Origin of the sequence: Chitiniphilus purpureus (genome assembly GCF_025642115.1) — a bacterium.
GTDB classification, from domain to species: domain Bacteria; phylum Pseudomonadota; class Gammaproteobacteria; order Burkholderiales; family Chitinibacteraceae; genus Chitiniphilus; species Chitiniphilus purpureus.
The window spans coordinates 1,485,959-1,501,972 of the sequence record NZ_CP106753.1 but is presented as its reverse complement, the minus strand read 5'-3'; the positions used below and the strand labels follow the sequence as shown (position 1 = coordinate 1,501,972).

The window sequence follows — 16,014 nt, the reverse complement described above, 5'->3', positions numbered from 1 at the left end:
CCGCTCAACCGGCGGCATCGAAGCAGTTCTTCAGCCACTGCAGCCGTCCGCCGTCGATGCACACGGCATCGAAGCGGCACGGCGGCAATGGCGATACGGTCATCAGGTAGTGCCGCGCGGCGGCGGCGATGCGGGCCTGCTTGGCCGCGGTGATGCTGGCTGCGGCCCCGCCGAAGCGGCTGTCGGCGCGGGCGCGCACCTCGACAAAGACCAAGGTGGCACCGTCGCGCGCGATCAGGTCGATCTCACCCTGCCGGCAACGCCAGTTACGGGCCACGATGCGCAGGCCCTGGCGTACCAGGTAATCGGCGGCCTGGGCCTCGGCGGCGGCACCCCGCGCGGTCATAGCGCCGGCAACGGCTCCACCGGCGGCGGGGCCTCGGGCAGGTCCGTGTGGCTGGCCGTCAGGCTGCGCGGCACCAGTTCGCGCAGCACTGTCCCATCGGCCGCGATCGACAGCCTGCCGGTCAGGCCGTCCGCGATGTACACCTGCGCCGGTTGCTTTTCCAGCAGGGCCAGCGCCAACCGGTAGGCATCGACACCCATCGCGAACAGGCGCTCGATGTCGTTGGACCTGCTGCGGGTGCGGCGGTAGAAATCGTAGGTGGGGTCGCCGGGGTTGGCCAGCCACGGCATATCGAGAAAGCGTATCCCGGCCAGATCGACCAGCGCGGCCGGGCCAAGGTTGCCCGGATCGATCTGGCTGGACGAGAACACCGGCAGTTCATTGCCCAGAAACGGCCTGATCCGCCGCGCCATGCGGCTGTCGGCAGCAAGGAACACTGCATCGCCCCCGGCGGCGGCAACGCGCTCGCGCACCTGGGCGAAATCGTTGCCCTCCACCTGCACCAGCAACGGCTGGCCATTGCGCTCCTCACGCCAGCCCTCGCTGAAGCCCTGTGCCATGCGCCTGGCCAGCACACCGCCCGCCACCACCACCACCGGGCGGTTCGCCCCCTGGTCGGCCACGAATCGCACTGCCTGGCGTGCCTCGTATTCGAGCGAGAGGTTGAAGCTGTACAGATTGGGCCGGCGCAGCGTCTCCTCGGAGAAATTGTTGAGCGCGATGACCGGAAAATCGAACTGTGCACTGTCGCCCAGGTACGAGACCGCTCCCTTGGTCAACGGCCCGATCACCGCCACCGCCCCTTGCGCCTGGGCGCGCTGGAACGCGCCCAGGATGTCCTGCTCGTTGTCCGAGGTGTCGATGGTCTGCAACGGCGGCGCGCCGGGCACCGCCAGGGCACGCTCGGCCGCCAGCGCGCCGGCACGCACGGCTTCCGCGGCGGCGCGCCAGGTTTTCGATTGGGTGGGCAGCAACAGCCCGATGAACGCCGGACCGGGCGGGGCCGCGACCGGGGTGACAGGCTGACCTGAACGCACCGGCTCATCCGCGAGCGGACGCAGCTCGACCACCGGGCTGGGAAGCGGCGTGGGTACGGCGGTGGGCCGGGGTTGCAGCACCAGTGGCGTCTCGCGCGGTGCGGGCGGGGGCGACGCACAACCGCTGGCCGCCAATACCAGCGCGCCGTATAGTGCCAACGCCATCAGGCGCCGACCGCGCCGTGCCAGGAGACCGAGAGCGTGCATAACGAGCCCTTCCTCATCACAAGGCCTGCATTATATGTGGTGGCCACACCCATCGGGAATCTGAGGGATCTGTCGTCGCGCGCGCGTGACGTCCTGGCGCAGGTGGACCTGATCGCGGCCGAGGATACACGGGTGACCGGGCAGCTGCTCAAGCACTTGGGCATCGGTACGCCCATGCTCAGCCTGCGCGAACACAACGAGCGCGCGATGGCCGAGAAACTGGTGGCCCGGCTGGCCGAGGGCGCCGCGATCGCCCAGGTCTCCGATGCCGGCACCCCGGCAATCTCCGACCCGGGGGCGCATCTGGTCGCCGCGGTGCACGCCGCCGGCCTGCCGGTGGTGCCGATCCCCGGTGCCAGCGCGCTGACCACCGGGCTCTGCGCCGCGGGCTTCACCTGCCCGCACACCCTGTTCTACGGCTTTCTGCCGCCCAAGCGCGCCCAGCGCCAGGCCGCCCTCGCCCCGCTGGCCGAGCTGCCCTACGTGCTGGTGTGCTACGAGGCGCCGCACCGTATCGTGGAAACGCTGGACGATCTGGTGGCGCTGTTCGGCGGCGACCGGCCCGCGGTGCTGGCCCGCGAACTGACCAAGACCTTCGAAACCATACGCCGCGCCCCGCTCGCCGAACTGGCCTTGTTCGTGCGCGCCGATACCAACCAGCAGCGCGGCGAATTCGTACTGCTGCTCGACGCCGCCCCACCGCGCCCGGCGGCCACAGCCGCCGACGCGCATGACACCGTGCTCGCCCCCCTGGTGGCCGAACTGCCGCTCAAACAGGCAGTCGCCCTTGCCCAATCGATCACCGGCGCCCCGCGCAATGCGCTGTACGCCCGGGCACTGCAGTTGAAGGAAACGGACTGAGACACATCGGTGCAAGCCCGCCCTACCCGCCCGCCATGGCAATGGGACGCGCCGCAACCCTGCCGCTGCCACGGATAAGCCCGTACCAGGGGCAGTATCGCCGATGCTCGGGCGGCAGCACGGCCAGCCCGCCTCAGCGGCCGGATGCAGAAGCCGGTACATAGCCGTGGGCAGGCCCTTACGCAAGGCACGCCCCATGCTTGCCAGCCCCGTGCCGCTCGGCCATAATCGCCGTCTTCCCTGCCCGGGTGGCGAAATCGGTAGACGCAGGGGATTCAAAATCCCCCGCCGCAAGGCGTGTCGGTTCGAGTCCGACCCCGGGCACCATAATGAAAACGCGGCTTCCAGCCGCGTTTTTGCTTTCAGCGCTGCTTTCTCAAAACTGGTGATGTTGCAACTTGCAACATCGCCGCTCGTCCTGCTCATGTCGTCCAACTGCGACATGCATACCACTTGTGGTTGATCACCCTTCCTCTTCAGGCAAGTCTCGGCTATAGAAGCCGAGTAGCTCCTGTCTTGTGACACGGATTTGTTTGCCCTCGAGTTTCGCCTTCCTTTGATCAAAGAGCTGCCCGAGAATCTCGCGCTTGGCTGCCGGCGTAGCATGGTGCAACAGCTTGTGGCAGAGCGGGCACAGCGCTACGACGTTTGCCAATACGTCTAGTGATACAGCAAATTCGCATTGACGTGCGAAGGGCACTAGATGATGTGCTTCGACGTAAGGCTTGTTTCTTGTCTGAGAAATGAACGTTGCATGGACTGGATCAACTTCGCATTGAAAGTTAGCATCGAGAAGGGCTTTAGCTGCAACCATTGGGTTTCTTTGATAGCCACGGTTGTAACCCACTGCCTTTTTTGGCGGCGGTGGCTCACCACCTACTTGTTCCTTCCACTCCACGGGTTTGGAATCAGTAGCCTTTTCGATAGCGGCTTGTTGGTATTCCGACTCGTTCAGGACAACCAAATTGGCGAGTGTGCTTCCCGCTATCTTGTGCAGCCGCGCGTAATGCCGAAGCAGAATTCGCACGTGTTCGCAGAACGCCTCCTTGCTAGGCAAAGCCGTAATAGGATATTCGTAGCTGAGGATGGCTGCAGACTGGTATCCGGTTCCAAGGTCTAGCTTTGCGCGTAGATCAATTTCGCCAGCGATACACGTTTGGTCGATCTCGAGATAGCTCAACGCACGTTCTGCAGACTGCCTCGCCTTGTCGAGAACAACTTTACTTGAGTACAGCTTCCGAAACGCAGTCACGCCTTGGTTGAGGCTGAGAAAGCAGGGCTCATATCTCGAGCGAAAAGCAAAACGATGTAATAGCCATCCTGAGCTGTCCGAGTGATCTGCGTATTGAAGATCGACACCCACGGCACCTCAGCGATGTTCCCAGCCCCGATCGATTTGTCGACGATGTGTGGAACGGACATACCTTCTTCGGCAATCACCTGTTGAAAGAGAGCAGGCAATGTCTCTAGGAGGGCAACCTGATCGGGAGTGCTTATTCTTTTTGCTTTTCCGCCTAGCGTGGCTTTGGTTGCTAGATAATGGTCGAACACGTCACGAAGAGCTTGCAAGGTATGTCCTGGGAGTTCTGGTAGGGTCTGCGCAATTCTAGTTCGATTCTCGAGGTCGGCACTATGCTGCAAGCGCTTGACTGCATAAATCCGCAAGTTTTTGTCACCGGTCCTGGCATCGCTGCAGCACGCATTCTGGCTGGGTTCCTGGGCATTTGTGCAACTGCATAAAAACAGACCCCTTAAGCGCGCAGGCGTGGCGGGGGCACGAGGGCGCGCGCTGGGTGCTGGTGACCTTCAATCACTGCGACAGTCAGGCATGAAAAAAAGCCGCCCGAAGGCGGCTTGAGGTTCGGTGCCGGCCGAATCACGGCAAATCTTCCCGCGCCGCCTCCACGGACAGCGCGTAGGGCTCGAACTGCACCACCTCTTCGCCGAGCCAATCGTTCAGTTCGGCAAACCGCATCTGTAGCGGCTTCACCTCGTTGGCCTCGAACACCTGGGCCGCCTTGGTCGCGTCGCCAAAGCCGCCAGTGTTGTTCGGGATGATCCCCATCAGCTGCGGCGGCACGCGGTGCGCCGCGAGCTGGTCGTCGCGGGTCACGTTCTTGATGTTCCAGAACTCATCCTTGGCTGCCACTTCCGATACCGGGATGATCTGGATCCCTTTCTCCTTCCCGCCCGGCGCATGGATGAACAGGTTCTTGAAGTTGCCCGGCCCCTTGGCGTTCTTCAGTGCCTCGCGCAGCCGGTCGATATCGCCTTGCTGCTGCGCCGTATCGGTCATGTAGAGGATGAAGCCGGCGTGCGCGCCGTTGGTGTAATAGCGCCGCCGGAACAGTGTGGCGGACTCGTTCAACCAGGTCGCCTGCAGTGACGACAGGTATTCGGGCAGGCCGTACACCTCCTGATTGATGTCCGGCTCGCTCAGATGCCATACGCTGCCCGGTTCGAACTCGTGCGCCTGGCCGACCTCTGTCACGAAGAAGTAGCGATCCAGATCCACCCCGCGCCGCGTGTACTTCGCCAGCGCCGGCTGCAGCTTGAACCGTGAGCCCAAGCGCGAGCGCCGCACCTCGGCGTAGCAGTTCCCGAAGATCGCGTATTCCAGCACCAGCCGGCCAAAGTCCGCGCGCGATAGCATCCGGTGCGGCTTGAACGTGCTCACCAGAATGTTGCGCTTCACGTAGATGGGCGAGCTGTGGTGCACCGCCGCCCGGAACGACTTGGCGAGCGCATCCCACGGGATCGGCGGCTCGTACCACTTGCCGAAGCGCGCGCACTCCAGATAGTCGATCAGCTCGCGGCGGTCCATCACCGGCACCGCATCGCCGAAGGTGAACGCCTCGATGTGTTGGGTCTGTTGGGTCATTCGAAAATCTCCATGAAACTCTGGCTGTGTGCGCTTTCCCCTTCCAATGGCTCATGGCAAAGGGCGTGCATGATCGACCACGCCAGATCGGCGTGGCTGGTGGTCTTGCTGCGGCCGGCCTTGTAGGTCGCTTGCCGGCCGGAATCAGTCATCGTTTTCTTGATCGCCATGAAGGCCGCGGGAATCTCGGTCCAGCCGTGTTCCCATTGCAGCCGGCGCTTGCTGATCACGTCGTACGCCTTCAGCACCATGTAGTTCTTCAGGTCGGCCGAGTAGTTGAAACCGCGCACGCCCGGATAGAACTGCTTCACCAGCTGGTACACGCCGGCGCCGATGCCGGTGATGTCCATCCCGATGTACTGCACGTTGTAGCGCTGGGTCATCAGGCGGATCGCCTCGGCCTGGGCAGCAAAGTCCAAGCCCTTCCACTGGTGCCGCTCCAGCACGCGGAACGGCCCGCCCGGCACCTTGGGCGGCGCCAGCACCACGCAGCCGGCGCTGTCGCCGCCGGTGTTCGAGCCGGCCGGGTCATAGCCGATCCACACCGGCTCATAGGCATACGGCCGCAGCGCCAGCTGCTTCACGTCCGCCCATTCGGCCCAGCTGTCCACCATGCACGGCTGCAGCATCGACAGCGGGAACACGCTGGTCGCGTCGTCCGCGAACTCGCACATATAGAGCTGGCGGAACTCCAGCGGATTGCGTTCGCGCTCCAGCGTGTCCATGTTCAGGAACGAGCAGCCGGCCGCGATCGCATCCTTCACCGTCACAATCTGGCGCCACTGCGCATCCCCGCACAGCGCTCCGCGCTGCAGCGCCGCGTGGCTGGTGTCCACCGTGATGTGCTCGTCCTTCGGCCGCCCCTCGTTGAACAGCTCACCGGACCAGAACGGGTACGCCTCGTGGCTGATCGCCGACGGCGTCGAGAAATACGTCTGCCGGAACCGCTCGTGGCTGGCCATCCCGGAAGCCACGTTGCGCAGCTGCGCGAAGCGTGGAATCCAGAAGATTTCGTCGATGTAGACGTTGCCCGAATAGCTCTGCGTCGAGCGGAAGTTGGTGCCCAGGAAGTAGAGCTTGGCCCCGTTGGGCAACTGGATCGGATCGCCCTTGAGCTCGATGCCGATCGTCTCGCGCACGAAGTCCTGCATGTACAGCCGGAACTGGTACGCCTGCGATTTACTGGCCGAGATGAAAATCTGATTCCGCCCGGTTAGCAGCGCATCGATCAGCGCCTCGCGGGCGAAGTAGAACGTTGCCCCAATCTGGCGGCTTTTCAGGATGGTGCGGATCCGGTGCTTCAGGCCGGCGCGATACCAGTGCTTGTTGTATTCGAACTGGCTCGCCTTGAAGGCCTCGACCAGTGCCTCCTGCTCGGCCTCGGTGATCGCATTGCGCGTCGGCGCCTTTTTTGGCTTCGCGTTGCGATTGGCCACCTTCGGGTTCAGGTCCGCCTCAGTGCCGCCGTTCTGGTAGCGGCCCACGCGCGCCTTGCGCTCTTCGGAGCGCTGCAGCTGCCGATTCAGTAGGTCGATTTCCTTGAAGTCGCGGCCTTCCTTGGCCGGCTTCAGCGTCAGCTCGATCAGTCGTGCCTCGAAGGTCGCGTCGACGCGATCGGCCGGCGTGGCTTGGTCCCACTGGTCGCGGCGCTTCCAGCTGTGAATCGTCACCGGCTTCTCGCCAATCAGCTCGGCGATGCGGGCCACGCGCAGCCCCTGCCAGTAGAGCAGCTGGGCGCGGCGGCGCGGGTCGGGGTTGTAGGTCAGGGCATCCATGGCGCAAGGATGTCGCGCCGATCCCAGCCTATCCCGCAGCCGCCACTGTGCCCCGCTGTGGCACATCGGCCCTTGATTGCCGCGCCTGTCCTGCCGTCACCAACATGGCACCTGTAACCAGCGCCCACCGGGGCGAGTCACCGAACAGGGAGCCGAGATGGCAGGCAAGACGAAGTTTTTCCGCGTAGCGCTCGAAGGCGCCACCACTGACGGCCGCGTAATCCAGCGCGCCTGGATCGAGCAGATGGCCAAGAACTACCGTCCGACCCGCTACGGTGCCCGCTGCAATCTGGAACACATCAAGGGCATTTCGCCCGACAGCCCGTTTTGCGCCTACGGCGACGTGCTCGCCCTCAAGGCCGAACCGGTTCAGGAAGAGGGCGGCAAGCTGGGCCTCTATGCGCAGATCGACCCCACCGACGAAGCCATCGCGCTCAACCGCAAGCGCAAGAAGGTCTATCCGTCGATCGAAATCGACACCGAGTTCGCCGACAGCGGCGAGGCCTATCTCGTCGGCTTGGCCTTCACCGACACCCCGGCCAGCCTCGGTACCGACATGCTGGCTTTCGCCGCTGGCGCCAAGGTCAACCCGTTCGCCTCCCGCAAGCAGCGCCCGGAAAACCTCTTTTCCGCCGCCGACTTCGCCATCGAGCTGGAGCTCGAGTCCGACGAAGACACCGGTCCCGGCATCCTCGACAAGGTGAAGCAGCTTTTCAGCCGCAGCGCCCAAGCCCAGGCCGGCCGCAACAAGGAAACCGACGAAGCCATCGAACTGGTCGCCAGCGATCAAGCCAGCCTGCGCCAGGCGTACTCGCGTGACATCAAGGCGCTGCAGGCCGAAGTCGGTGCCCTGAAGGCCGACCAGGACAAGGACCGCGAAGCCTTCACCGCGCTGCGCGAAGAACTCAGCCAGCAAGACAGTGGCGGCCAGCGTCCGGCCGCCAAGGGCGGCGACGTCAACCACGCCACCGACTGCTGATTGCCAGCGGCCCCCGATACCTAAAAGAGAGAAACCGCACCATGCGCCCCGAATCCCGCCTTGCCTTCAAGAAGTACCTGCAGCAGCTGGCCAAGCTCAACGGCATCGACGTTGATGACCTGTCCAAGCGCTTCACGCCCACCCCCAGTGTCAGCCAGACCATCGAGAAGAAGATCCGCGAATCCAGCGACTTCCTCTCACGGATCAACTCCTACGGCGTGCGTGACCTCAAGGGCAAGCGCATCGGCATGGGCGTCGCCGGCTCGATCGCCAGCCGCACCAACACCAAGGTGAAGGCTCGCAAGACCAAGGATGTCGCCGCGCTCGACGATCTGATGTACGAGCTGCACAAGACCGACTTCGACACCCACATCACCTACGAAATGATCGATCAATGGTCGGAATTCCCGGAGTTCCAGACCATGCTGCGTGACGCCATCCTCGAACAGCAAGCCGCCGACCGCCTGATGATCGGCTTCCACGGCACCCATGCCGCGCCGGATAGCGACCCGATCGCCTTCCCGCTGCTGCAGGACATGAACATCGGCTGGCTGCAGCAGTACCGTAACAACGCACCGGAGCGCGTCATGAGCGAAGTGGTCGAGAACTCGAGCAAGGTCAAGGTCGGTGGCGTCGGCGCCGACTTCAAGAATATCGACGCGCTGGTCTACGACGCCGTGAACGGCCTGGTCCACCCCAACTTCCGCGGCGCCACGGACCTGGTCGTGCTCTGCAGCACCAATACGCTGGCCGATAAATACTTCCCGCTGCTCAACCGCGACCAGCCCGCATCCGAGGTGCTGGCCAGCGACATGATCATCAGCCAGAAGCGCATGGGCGGCCTGCAGGCCATCGCGCCAACCAGCTTCCCGGACGGCAAGCTGCTGATCACCAAGCTGAAGAACCTCTCGGTCTACTACCAGAAGGATTCCCGCCGCCGCACCCTCCGCGAGGCGCCGGAATACGACCGGATCGAGAACTTCGAATCGGTGAACGAAGGCTACGTGATCGAGCGCTTCGAGGCCGGCTGCCTAGTCGAGAACATCGAGTTCGGCGAGGCCTGATCGTGAACAGCCCATCTCGCCGCCACTTCGCCCGTGCCATCGCGGCCAAGGAAGCCGCCGCAGCCGGCGCCGAGCCGATGTCGCATGCCGACGCCACCCACTACCAGCTGCAGCTGCTACAGCTCGCCGAGCACCGCCGCCGCCTGAAGGGCGTCATGTCGATGGAAGGCAAGGCCGAGCTCAAGCGCCAGATCCTGCCCGAGTACGCCGACTACGTGGCCGGCGTGCTCGCTGCCGGCACCGGCGCCCAGGACGACGTGCTGATGACGGTGATGGCCTGGCGCATCGACATCGCCGACTTCGCCGGCGCGCTGGCCATTGCCGAGTACGCGATCCGCTACGGCCTGGCCATGCCGGATCAGTACCAGCGCACTGCCGCCAACTGGATCGCCGAAGAGTTCGCCGACATGGCCCTGCGTGCCCACGCTGCCGGCGGCCTGATCGACCACGCCAGCTTGATGCGCGCGGACGAACTCACCGCCGACAAGGATATGCCCGATGAAGTGCGCAGCCGCCTGTACAAAGCCATCGGCCTGGGCCTCGCCGCCGATGCCTTGCCCGACGACGTGCCCCTGCGCGAGCAAGCGCTGCAGTACCTGCGCCGCGCCCTGGCGCTCCACGACAAGGTCGGCGTGAAGAAAGACATCGAACGGCTCGAACGCGAGCTGAAGAACCTGGCCGGCGCCGCTGGCGCCAGCTGACCGAGCGTACCCCGCGCGACAGGCGGCGCGGGGTGGCGATGGCCCACCCCTGACCGGACGGCCAATCAAAACCCCGCCCACCGCCTCCTGCATGAGGATCACCGATGTTTGTCGCAATCGGCCCCACCGCCACCGAGCCCGCCGGCGAAGCCATCACCAGCGGCGCGTTTTGGCCCGCGATCTCGCCGGCGGATTTCCGCCTGGCCATGCGCGCAGACAGCGCCATCACGGCCAACCGGGTCCGCGGTGCACTGATCGAGGCGATTGCCGGGGTCAATGGCCAGTTGGCACCTTGGCGGCTGCAACAGCAGGCTGGCGGCTACGCCACCCTCGCCGCGGTGCCAGCGGAAATGGTCGATGGCCAGAGCGAGAAGGTGCAGCGCTACCTGCGCGCGGTCTACTGCATCGCCAAAGCGAACCTGGTAGAGCGCTACCGCGACTACGACCTGACCCGCACCGGCGAGGACAAAGCCGAAGCGCTCGACGAGCCGATCGACGATCTGCGCCGGGATGCGGGCTGGGCCGTGGCCGACATCCAGCAGCGGCCGCGCTGCACGGTCGAGCTCGTATGAAAGTCCGCGCACGCCAGGGCGATACCGTCGATCTGCTGTGCTGGCGCCACTACGGCCGCACCGGTGGCGTCACCGAGCAGGTGCTGCGGGCCAATCCCGGCCTAGCCGACCGGGGCCCGATCTTGCCGCAAGGCCACCTCATTGAACTACCTGACCAACCCGCACCCATGGCCGCACGCCAGCAGGTGCAACTGTGGGAATGACCATGCCTGAACCCATCACCACCAGCAGCGTCAGCACCTTTGCCTTTATCGGAGCGGTGCTGGTCGGCCTGTTTCCCGGCGTCGACGCCGGCGTTGCCCTGGCCGCGTTCGCTGGCGCCGTGCTGTTCGTCGGCACCTCGGCCGAGCTTGGCCTCTGGTCGAAGCTGCTCTATCTCGTCGTCTCGCTGATCGCCGGCTGTCTCGCCGCCTCCTTCGCAGCCTCGCTGCTCGGCGTGGTGCTGCTGGGCCTGGTCAACGTCGATCGGCCAGTCGGCGCACTGATCGCCGCGGCCAGTGCGGTACGGCTGCTGCTGTGGCTGATCCGCCGCTCGGACGATCCGTCCGCGTGGCTCGACCTATTGCGAGGGCGCAAGCAATGACTTACCTCATCTGGATCAACGCGCTGCTGTGCCTGCTGATCGCCGGGCGGCTGGTCGCGTTCCGCCGTGCAGGCGCCACCTACCGCCCGTGGGTGTCCTGGCTGGCCTACGTCATTGTCGTGGCCGCCGGCTCGGTGCCGATTCGCACCCTGTTCGGCATCGCGGTCCCGGTCGATGTGTCGACGGTACTGATCAACGGCCTGGTCTGCCTCGCGCTGTTCTCGGTGCGCGGCAATCTGATGGCGCTGTTTCGTGCTGATGCGCGCAGCCTGATCTGCCAACTGCTGGAGGGCCGGCGTCATGCGCGTCCTGCGTCTCGGTGATACCGGCGTGGAAGTGCGCGAACTGCAGCAGCAGCTCGTGCGAAACGGCTGGCAGGGCAAGGTCGACGGCTGGTTCGGTGAAGCCACCGAGCTCGCCGTGCGCGCCGCGCAGCAGCGCTACGGCCTGGTGGTCGATGGCATCGCCGGCCCCAAGACCCTGGAAACGCTCAAGGCAGGCCAACGCCCACTCAAGCTCTTGACCCTGCAGGATCTGCAGCGCGCCAGCGAAGCCCTCGGCGTCCCGCTCGCAAGCGTGCAGGCCGTCAACGAAGTGGAAAGCCGCGGCAAGGGCTTCCTGCCCGATGGCCGCCCGGTGATCCTGTTCGAGCGCCACATCATGTACCGGCAGCTGCACGCTGCTGGCCGCGATGCCGATGCCTTGGCCCAGCGCTATCCGGCCATCGTCAATACTGCCCGTGGTGGTTACGCCGGCGGCGCCACCGAGCATATGCGGCTCGGCCAGGCGATCAGCATCGACGCAGACTGCGCGCTGGCCTCGGCCAGTTGGGGCGCCTTCCAGATCATGGGCTTCCACTGGCAAACGCTCGGCTACGGCACCGTGCAGGATTTCGTGCGCGACATGCACGATTCCGAAGGCCATCAGCTGCAGGCCTTCGTGCGCTTCATCCTGGCCGATGCCGCGCTGCATAAGGCGCTCAAGGCCAGGAAGTGGGCCGACTTTGCCCGCGGCTACAACGGGCCGGCCTACAAGGAAAATCTCTATGACGTGAAGCTCGCCCGCGCCTACGACCGCTACGCCAAGGTGCCGGCATGACGTGGGCGCTGCTGCGTACCGTCGGGCTGCGCTGGCTGCTGCTGGCCGGCCTCGCCGCCGCGCTATTCGGCTACGCCTGGCTGCGTGGCGCCGCCTCGGTCCGTGATGACTGGGAACGTGCCGACCTGCAACGCAATCTGCAGGACGCCCGGGCGCTGGCCACCGCCCACGAGCAAGCCCGCCGCATCGAGCGCGCCGCCGCAGACCGCGAGGCGGCCGCCGAACGCACCTATCAGGAGTCCCTGACCTATGAAAAAGCCCGTCACGATCGCTTGCTTGCCGATGCTCGCCGCGGCGCTCTCCGGCTGTCAGTCCCCGTCCGTACCATCGACGCTTGCCCTATGCCCGACGCTGCCGCCGGCACCGGCGGCCGTGATGGTGAAGCGCGAGCCGAACTTTCAGACGAAGCTGCAGGATTTCTTGTCGGCCTCGCCTACGAAGCCGACACCGTAGTGCGTCAGCTCGCCGCCTGCCAGGCCATCGTCGAAAGCGACCGCGAGGCGTCCCGTGCTCAAGCCCAATAGCCTGCGTGCTACGCTGCTGGCCAGCGTGCCGGGCCTCAATGTCGATCCAGACCGATTGCAAATCTTCCTCGACGAGGGGCGGATCATCGCCACTGGTGCGCACTCCCATTCGTTCGAGTACGCCTACACCCTCAACGCCATCATCACTGAATACGCCGGCCATGCGGACGCGATCGTAGTGCCGGTGTTGTCATGGCTGCACGTCAACCAGCCCGACCTGCTCGACAACCCGGACAAGCGCCGCGACGGCTTCGTGTTCGAAGCCGATCTGCTCAGTCATGGCGGGGTCGACCTCTCGCTCAAAATCCAGCTGACCGAGCGTGTCGTGGTACGTCAGGGCGAGGGCGGCGCGCTGACCGCCGAGCATTGCTCGGAGCCACCCGACGATCCACGCGCCGATGTCGAACGCTGGACGCTCTTCATCAAGGGCGAGCCCGTCGCCAGTTGGCCGCCGGTGTTGCCGTGAGGGACTTGCTCGATCTGCAGGCGCAAGTCGGTGGGCTGCTTGTCCAGGTGGCGGCGCCCGCCCGGCGGGCGCTGGCGCGTGAGATCGCCACGGCACTGCGCCGTAGCCAGGTCCAGCGGATTGCCCAGCAGCGCAACCCCGATGGCCGTCCCTTCGCCCCGCGTAAACCACAGCTGCGCGACAAGAAGGGCCGTATCCGCCGCGCCATGTTCGCCCGGCTGCGCACGGCGCGCTATCTACGGCAGCAGGCTGGCGCCGACGGCGCGGTGATCGAATTCGCCAGCCGCGTGCTGCGCGTAGCCCGGGTTCATCAGTACGGGCTGCGCGATCGCGTGCGGCGTGATGGCCCCGAGGTGGACTATGCCGAGCGCCAGCTGTTGGGCTTCACCGAAGCCGACGAGCGCCTGGTGCTGGATCTCGTGCTCGCCCATCTCGTGCCCTGACCATGTGCCTGGCGGCGGCACACCAGCCACGGCACGCAGCACGCGGGCGTGCGCGGCATGCTCCCCTCCATGAATCCGACTCCTGACCTCGCCCGCCGCCTGGAAAGCCTGCTGCGCTTCGGCACCATCGCTCAAGTGGACCCTGGCCGCGCCCGCTGCACCGTCACCACCGGCGGCATCACCACCGAGTGGCTGCCTTGGTTCGCGCTGCGTGCAGGCCGTACCCAGTGCTGGAACCCGCCCACGGTTGGCGAGCAGTGCCTCGTGCTCGCACCATCCGGTGAGCTGGCCGGCGGCGTGGTGCTCCTGGGCATGTTCAGTGAGGCGAGCCCTGCCCCATCGAGCGACCCCGATGAAACGCTGACCGTCTACCCGGATGGCGCCACCCTCCGCTACAACCACGCCACCCACGCGATGACCATCGATGGCATCGCCTCGCTGGTGGTCAATGCCTCAGACCGCATTACCCTGCGCGCCGGCCGCGAACTGGTGCTCGATACGCCGCAAGCCACCTCGACCAATCAGCACACCATCGAAGGGCTGCTGACCTATCTGGCCGGCCTCATTGGGCATGGTGGTAGTGGCGGCGGCTCCACCATCACGGGCCCGATCACGCAAACGGGCGGCGCACTATCGAGCAACGGCGTCGTACTCGACAACCACCGCCACCCCGAATCCATCGGCGATATGACGGGTGGTCCGCTGTGAGCGGCATCAACGCCAGCGACGGTCGCCAGCTCGACGAGCTCGCCCACTTGCAGCAATCGGTACGCCGCATCCTGACCACGCCCATCGGCTCACGCGTCATGCGCCGCGACTTCGGATCACAGCTGCCCGAGCTGATCGATGCGCCCTTGAACGGAGCCACCGCGCTGCGTGTCCTCGCGGCCACCGCCATGGCGCTGACTCGGTGGGAGCCACGTCTGCGCCTCACCCAGGTGCAGCTGCAGGTGGGCGAGGCCGGCGCCCTGGCCGTCGAACTCAGGGCCGATCGCATCGATGGGCCGCGCGGCCTGCACCTGTCTGCCTCACTGAGGAACCCCGATGCTTGATCTGTCCCAGCTGCCGCCGCCGCGTTTTGCGGTGGTGCCCGATTTCGAGGCCGTCTATGCCGAACGCAAGGCGGCATTTCTGGCGCTGCTGCCCGCCGAATCGCGGGATGCAGTAGCGGCAGTGCTCGCACTCGAGTCCGAGCCCATGGCCGTGATGCTGCAGGAAAGCGCCTATCGGGAGCTGTACTGGATACAGCGGATGAACGAATCCGGTCTGGCCACGCTGCTGGCCTATGCCCAGGGTGCAGACCTCGATCAGGTGCTGGCCCGCTTCGGCGTGCCGCGCTTGGTGATCCAGCCAGCCCAGCCCAATGCGGTGCCGCCGGTGCCCGAAGTGCGCGAAAGCGATGCCGCCTACCGCGAGCGGGGGCAGCGGGCCTTTGATCGCCTCTCCGTGGCAGGACCGCGCGCCGCCTACGTGTACCACGCCTTATCCGCAGATGGCCGTGTGGCCGACGTATCGGCGATCAGCCCTTCGCCATGCGTGGTGGTGGTGTCAGTGCTGGCCCGCGAAGGAGATGGAGCAGCCCCGTCGGACCTGCTGGACGTGGTGCAAGCGGCGCTCAACGACGAAGACGTACGCCCGCTGGGCGACCGGCTGACTGTGCAGTCAGTCGAAGTCGTGCCCTATCAGGTACAGGCCGTGCTGCACCTGTATCCAGGCCCTGAAGCCGAGCCCATCCTGGCCGCGGCCAATGCCCGTTTGGCGGACTACGTGGCAGACCAGCGCCGAGTCGGCCGAGATGTGCGTCGCTCCGCGCTCTATGCCGCCCTGCACGTCAGCGGCGTGCAGCGCGTCGACCTGATCCAGCCCGCCGCGGATGTCGTGCTCAGCGCTGAGCAGGCTGCGCACTGCACTGCAACGGCGATCAGCTTAGGGGCCCCCGATGAATAGCCTGCTGCCGCCAGGTGCCGGCCCGATCGAGCACGCGCTCACTCTTGCTGGCGCCCAAGCACTCGACCGGGTGCCGCTACCGTTTCGTACGCTATGGAATCCCGATACATGCCCGGCGCCGCTGCTGCCATATCTCGCGTGGGCGTTTTCGGTCGATCGCTGGGATGCCAGCTGGTCTGAAGCCACCAAGCGCCAGGTGATCCGAGATGCGTTCTACGTGCACCAGCACAAGGGCACGATCGGCGCATTGCGTCGTGTTGTCGAGCCATTCGGCTACGACCTGACCGTGATCGAGTGGTGGCAGATGGAACCGGCCGGCGAGCCCGGCACCTTCGCCCTCGAAGTCTCGGTGCTCGACGAGGGCATCAGCCCCGAGCTGTATGCCGAGCTCGAACGGCTGGTCGACGACGCCAAGCCGCTTTCCCGCAAGCTCGCACAAATCATGATCAATCTTGAGCCGCGCGGCACTTTCTGGATCGCCGCCGCGGTCGCCGACGGTGACACGCTCACCGTCTACCCGTTGGAGTAAA

21 protein-coding genes, 1 tRNA gene and 1 pseudogene are annotated in these 16,014 nt (G+C 65.5%); 17 read left to right on the top strand and 6 right to left on the bottom strand.

Features of this window, described 5'->3' with window-relative positions; genetic code table 11:
- Positions 1 to 4: 4 nt before the first annotated feature.
- Positions 5 to 346 carry a YraN family protein gene (locus N8I74_RS06905; protein ID WP_263126134.1) on the bottom strand — a complete coding sequence of 114 codons (342 nt, stop codon included), beginning with the start codon at positions 344 to 346 and terminating at the stop codon, positions 5 to 7.
- Complete coding sequence (locus tag N8I74_RS06900) at positions 343 to 1,590, bottom strand: penicillin-binding protein activator (protein ID WP_263126133.1); 1,248 nt, start codon at positions 1,588 to 1,590, stop codon at positions 343 to 345. Before N8I74_RS06900 ends, N8I74_RS06905 begins: the two co-directional genes overlap by 4 nt.
- 36 nt (positions 1,591 to 1,626) lie before the next feature.
- Here N8I74_RS06900 and rsmI point away from each other — a divergent pair, with 36 nt between their 5' ends.
- Together rsmI and N8I74_RS06890 are read left to right on the top strand one after the other, a co-directional pair.
- Positions 1,627 to 2,451 carry a 16S rRNA (cytidine(1402)-2'-O)-methyltransferase gene (gene rsmI, locus N8I74_RS06895; RefSeq protein WP_263126132.1) on the top strand — a complete coding sequence of 275 codons (825 nt, stop codon included), beginning with the start codon at positions 1,627 to 1,629 and terminating at the stop codon, positions 2,449 to 2,451.
- Between the two features lie 242 nt (positions 2,452 to 2,693).
- A tRNA-Leu gene (locus N8I74_RS06890) sits at positions 2,694 to 2,778 on the top strand.
- Positions 2,779 to 2,914: 136 nt separating this feature from the next.
- Here the strand turns inward: N8I74_RS06890 and N8I74_RS19395 are convergent.
- The 4 genes and pseudogenes from N8I74_RS19395 to N8I74_RS06875 all read right to left on the bottom strand — a co-directional run bounded on the left by N8I74_RS19395 (position 2,915) and on the right by N8I74_RS06875 (position 7,107).
- The gene (locus N8I74_RS19395) at positions 2,915 to 3,265 is read right to left on the bottom strand and encodes an HNH endonuclease (RefSeq protein ID WP_333783023.1); all 351 of its coding nucleotides are present in this window, start codon (positions 3,263 to 3,265) and stop codon (positions 2,915 to 2,917) included.
- 237 nt (positions 3,266 to 3,502) lie between these two features.
- A pseudogene (locus tag N8I74_RS19390) lies at positions 3,503 to 3,873 on the bottom strand (MrcB family domain-containing protein); the annotation flags it as partial.
- Positions 3,874 to 4,327: 454 nt separating this feature from the next.
- Positions 4,328 to 5,332: a phage portal protein gene (locus tag N8I74_RS06880; RefSeq protein ID WP_263126131.1), complete on the bottom strand. Its 1,005-nt coding sequence runs from the start codon at positions 5,330 to 5,332 to the stop codon at positions 4,328 to 4,330.
- Positions 5,329 to 7,107, bottom strand: coding sequence for a terminase large subunit domain-containing protein (locus tag N8I74_RS06875; RefSeq protein WP_263126130.1), 1,779 nt, complete (start codon positions 7,105 to 7,107; stop codon positions 5,329 to 5,331). The genes N8I74_RS06880 and N8I74_RS06875 overlap by 4 nt, the downstream gene beginning before the upstream one ends.
- A gap of 157 nt (positions 7,108 to 7,264) precedes the next feature.
- Between N8I74_RS06875 and N8I74_RS06870 the strand changes: the two genes are divergently transcribed.
- From N8I74_RS06870 to N8I74_RS06800, 15 genes are all read left to right on the top strand, one after another.
- On the top strand, positions 7,265 to 8,086 hold the full coding sequence (locus tag N8I74_RS06870; RefSeq protein ID WP_263126129.1) for a GPO family capsid scaffolding protein: 822 nt from the start codon (positions 7,265 to 7,267) through the stop codon (positions 8,084 to 8,086).
- Between the two features lie 41 nt (positions 8,087 to 8,127).
- Positions 8,128 to 9,150, top strand: coding sequence for a phage major capsid protein, P2 family (locus N8I74_RS06865; protein ID WP_263126128.1), 1,023 nt, complete (start codon positions 8,128 to 8,130; stop codon positions 9,148 to 9,150).
- A 2-nt stretch (positions 9,151 to 9,152) separates the two neighbouring features.
- Positions 9,153 to 9,851: a phage terminase small subunit gene (locus tag N8I74_RS06860; RefSeq protein ID WP_263126127.1), complete on the top strand. Its 699-nt coding sequence runs from the start codon at positions 9,153 to 9,155 to the stop codon at positions 9,849 to 9,851.
- 104 nt (positions 9,852 to 9,955) lie between these two features.
- The gene (locus tag N8I74_RS06855) at positions 9,956 to 10,423 is read left to right on the top strand and encodes a head completion/stabilization protein (RefSeq protein ID WP_263126126.1); all 468 of its coding nucleotides are present in this window, start codon (positions 9,956 to 9,958) and stop codon (positions 10,421 to 10,423) included.
- Complete coding sequence (locus tag N8I74_RS06850; protein ID WP_263126125.1) at positions 10,420 to 10,626, top strand: tail protein X; 207 nt, start codon at positions 10,420 to 10,422, stop codon at positions 10,624 to 10,626. The genes N8I74_RS06855 and N8I74_RS06850 overlap by 4 nt, the downstream gene beginning before the upstream one ends.
- Before the next feature lie 2 nt (positions 10,627 to 10,628).
- On the top strand, positions 10,629 to 11,006 hold the full coding sequence (locus tag N8I74_RS06845) for a phage holin family protein (RefSeq protein WP_263126124.1): 378 nt from the start codon (positions 10,629 to 10,631) through the stop codon (positions 11,004 to 11,006).
- Positions 11,003 to 11,329 (top strand): phage holin family protein, encoded by a 327-nt coding sequence (locus N8I74_RS06840; RefSeq protein WP_263126123.1) that lies wholly within the window; start codon positions 11,003 to 11,005, stop codon positions 11,327 to 11,329. Before N8I74_RS06845 ends, N8I74_RS06840 begins: the two co-directional genes overlap by 4 nt.
- Complete coding sequence (locus N8I74_RS06835; RefSeq protein ID WP_263126121.1) at positions 11,307 to 12,104, top strand: N-acetylmuramidase domain-containing protein; 798 nt, start codon at positions 11,307 to 11,309, stop codon at positions 12,102 to 12,104. Before N8I74_RS06840 ends, N8I74_RS06835 begins: the two co-directional genes overlap by 23 nt.
- Positions 12,101 to 12,628: a lysis protein gene (locus N8I74_RS06830; protein ID WP_263126120.1), complete on the top strand. Its 528-nt coding sequence runs from the start codon at positions 12,101 to 12,103 to the stop codon at positions 12,626 to 12,628. The genes N8I74_RS06835 and N8I74_RS06830 overlap by 4 nt, the downstream gene beginning before the upstream one ends.
- Positions 12,612 to 13,094, top strand: coding sequence for a phage tail protein (locus N8I74_RS06825; protein WP_263126119.1), 483 nt, complete (start codon positions 12,612 to 12,614; stop codon positions 13,092 to 13,094). Before N8I74_RS06830 ends, N8I74_RS06825 begins: the two co-directional genes overlap by 17 nt.
- On the top strand, positions 13,091 to 13,537 hold the full coding sequence (locus N8I74_RS06820; protein WP_263126118.1) for a phage virion morphogenesis protein: 447 nt from the start codon (positions 13,091 to 13,093) through the stop codon (positions 13,535 to 13,537). The genes N8I74_RS06825 and N8I74_RS06820 overlap by 4 nt, the downstream gene beginning before the upstream one ends.
- A 69-nt stretch (positions 13,538 to 13,606) precedes the next feature.
- A complete protein-coding gene (locus tag N8I74_RS06815) occupies positions 13,607 to 14,245 on the top strand; it encodes a phage baseplate assembly protein V (RefSeq protein WP_263126117.1) in 639 nt (212 codons plus the stop codon).
- On the top strand, positions 14,242 to 14,589 hold the full coding sequence (locus tag N8I74_RS06810; RefSeq protein WP_263126115.1) for a GPW/gp25 family protein: 348 nt from the start codon (positions 14,242 to 14,244) through the stop codon (positions 14,587 to 14,589). Before N8I74_RS06815 ends, N8I74_RS06810 begins: the two co-directional genes overlap by 4 nt.
- Positions 14,582 to 15,484: a baseplate J/gp47 family protein gene (locus N8I74_RS06805; RefSeq protein WP_263126114.1), complete on the top strand. Its 903-nt coding sequence runs from the start codon at positions 14,582 to 14,584 to the stop codon at positions 15,482 to 15,484. Before N8I74_RS06810 ends, N8I74_RS06805 begins: the two co-directional genes overlap by 8 nt.
- Positions 15,477 to 16,013: a phage tail protein I gene (locus N8I74_RS06800; RefSeq protein WP_263126113.1), complete on the top strand. Its 537-nt coding sequence runs from the start codon at positions 15,477 to 15,479 to the stop codon at positions 16,011 to 16,013. Before N8I74_RS06805 ends, N8I74_RS06800 begins: the two co-directional genes overlap by 8 nt.
- Position 16,014 lies beyond the last annotated feature (1 nt).

Coding starts and splice junctions, on each gene's coding strand:
- N8I74_RS06865 (WP_263126128.1), top strand. CDS start 8,128: ATGCGCCCCGAATCCCGCCTTGCCTTCAAGAAGTACCTGCAGCAGCTG.
- N8I74_RS06905 (WP_263126134.1), bottom strand. CDS start 346: ATGACCGCGCGGGGTGCCGCCGCCGAGGCCCAGGCCGCCGATTACCTG.
- N8I74_RS06800 (WP_263126113.1), top strand. CDS start 15,477: ATGAATAGCCTGCTGCCGCCAGGTGCCGGCCCGATCGAGCACGCGCTC.
- N8I74_RS06855 (WP_263126126.1), top strand. CDS start 9,956: ATGTTTGTCGCAATCGGCCCCACCGCCACCGAGCCCGCCGGCGAAGCC.
- N8I74_RS06870 (WP_263126129.1), top strand. CDS start 7,265: ATGGCAGGCAAGACGAAGTTTTTCCGCGTAGCGCTCGAAGGCGCCACC.
- N8I74_RS06880 (WP_263126131.1), bottom strand. CDS start 5,332: ATGACCCAACAGACCCAACACATCGAGGCGTTCACCTTCGGCGATGCG.
- N8I74_RS06875 (WP_263126130.1), bottom strand. CDS start 7,107: ATGGATGCCCTGACCTACAACCCCGACCCGCGCCGCCGCGCCCAGCTG.
- N8I74_RS06815 (WP_263126117.1), top strand. CDS start 13,607: ATGAATCCGACTCCTGACCTCGCCCGCCGCCTGGAAAGCCTGCTGCGC.
- N8I74_RS19395 (WP_333783023.1), bottom strand. CDS start 3,265: ATGGTTGCAGCTAAAGCCCTTCTCGATGCTAACTTTCAATGCGAAGTT.
- N8I74_RS06835 (WP_263126121.1), top strand. CDS start 11,307: ATGCGCGTCCTGCGTCTCGGTGATACCGGCGTGGAAGTGCGCGAACTG.
- N8I74_RS06805 (WP_263126114.1), top strand. CDS start 14,582: ATGCTTGATCTGTCCCAGCTGCCGCCGCCGCGTTTTGCGGTGGTGCCC.
- N8I74_RS06845 (WP_263126124.1), top strand. CDS start 10,629: ATGCCTGAACCCATCACCACCAGCAGCGTCAGCACCTTTGCCTTTATC.
- N8I74_RS06830 (WP_263126120.1), top strand. CDS start 12,101: ATGACGTGGGCGCTGCTGCGTACCGTCGGGCTGCGCTGGCTGCTGCTG.
- N8I74_RS06850 (WP_263126125.1), top strand. CDS start 10,420: ATGAAAGTCCGCGCACGCCAGGGCGATACCGTCGATCTGCTGTGCTGG.
- N8I74_RS06900 (WP_263126133.1), bottom strand. CDS start 1,590: ATGCACGCTCTCGGTCTCCTGGCACGGCGCGGTCGGCGCCTGATGGCG.
- N8I74_RS06840 (WP_263126123.1), top strand. CDS start 11,003: ATGACTTACCTCATCTGGATCAACGCGCTGCTGTGCCTGCTGATCGCC.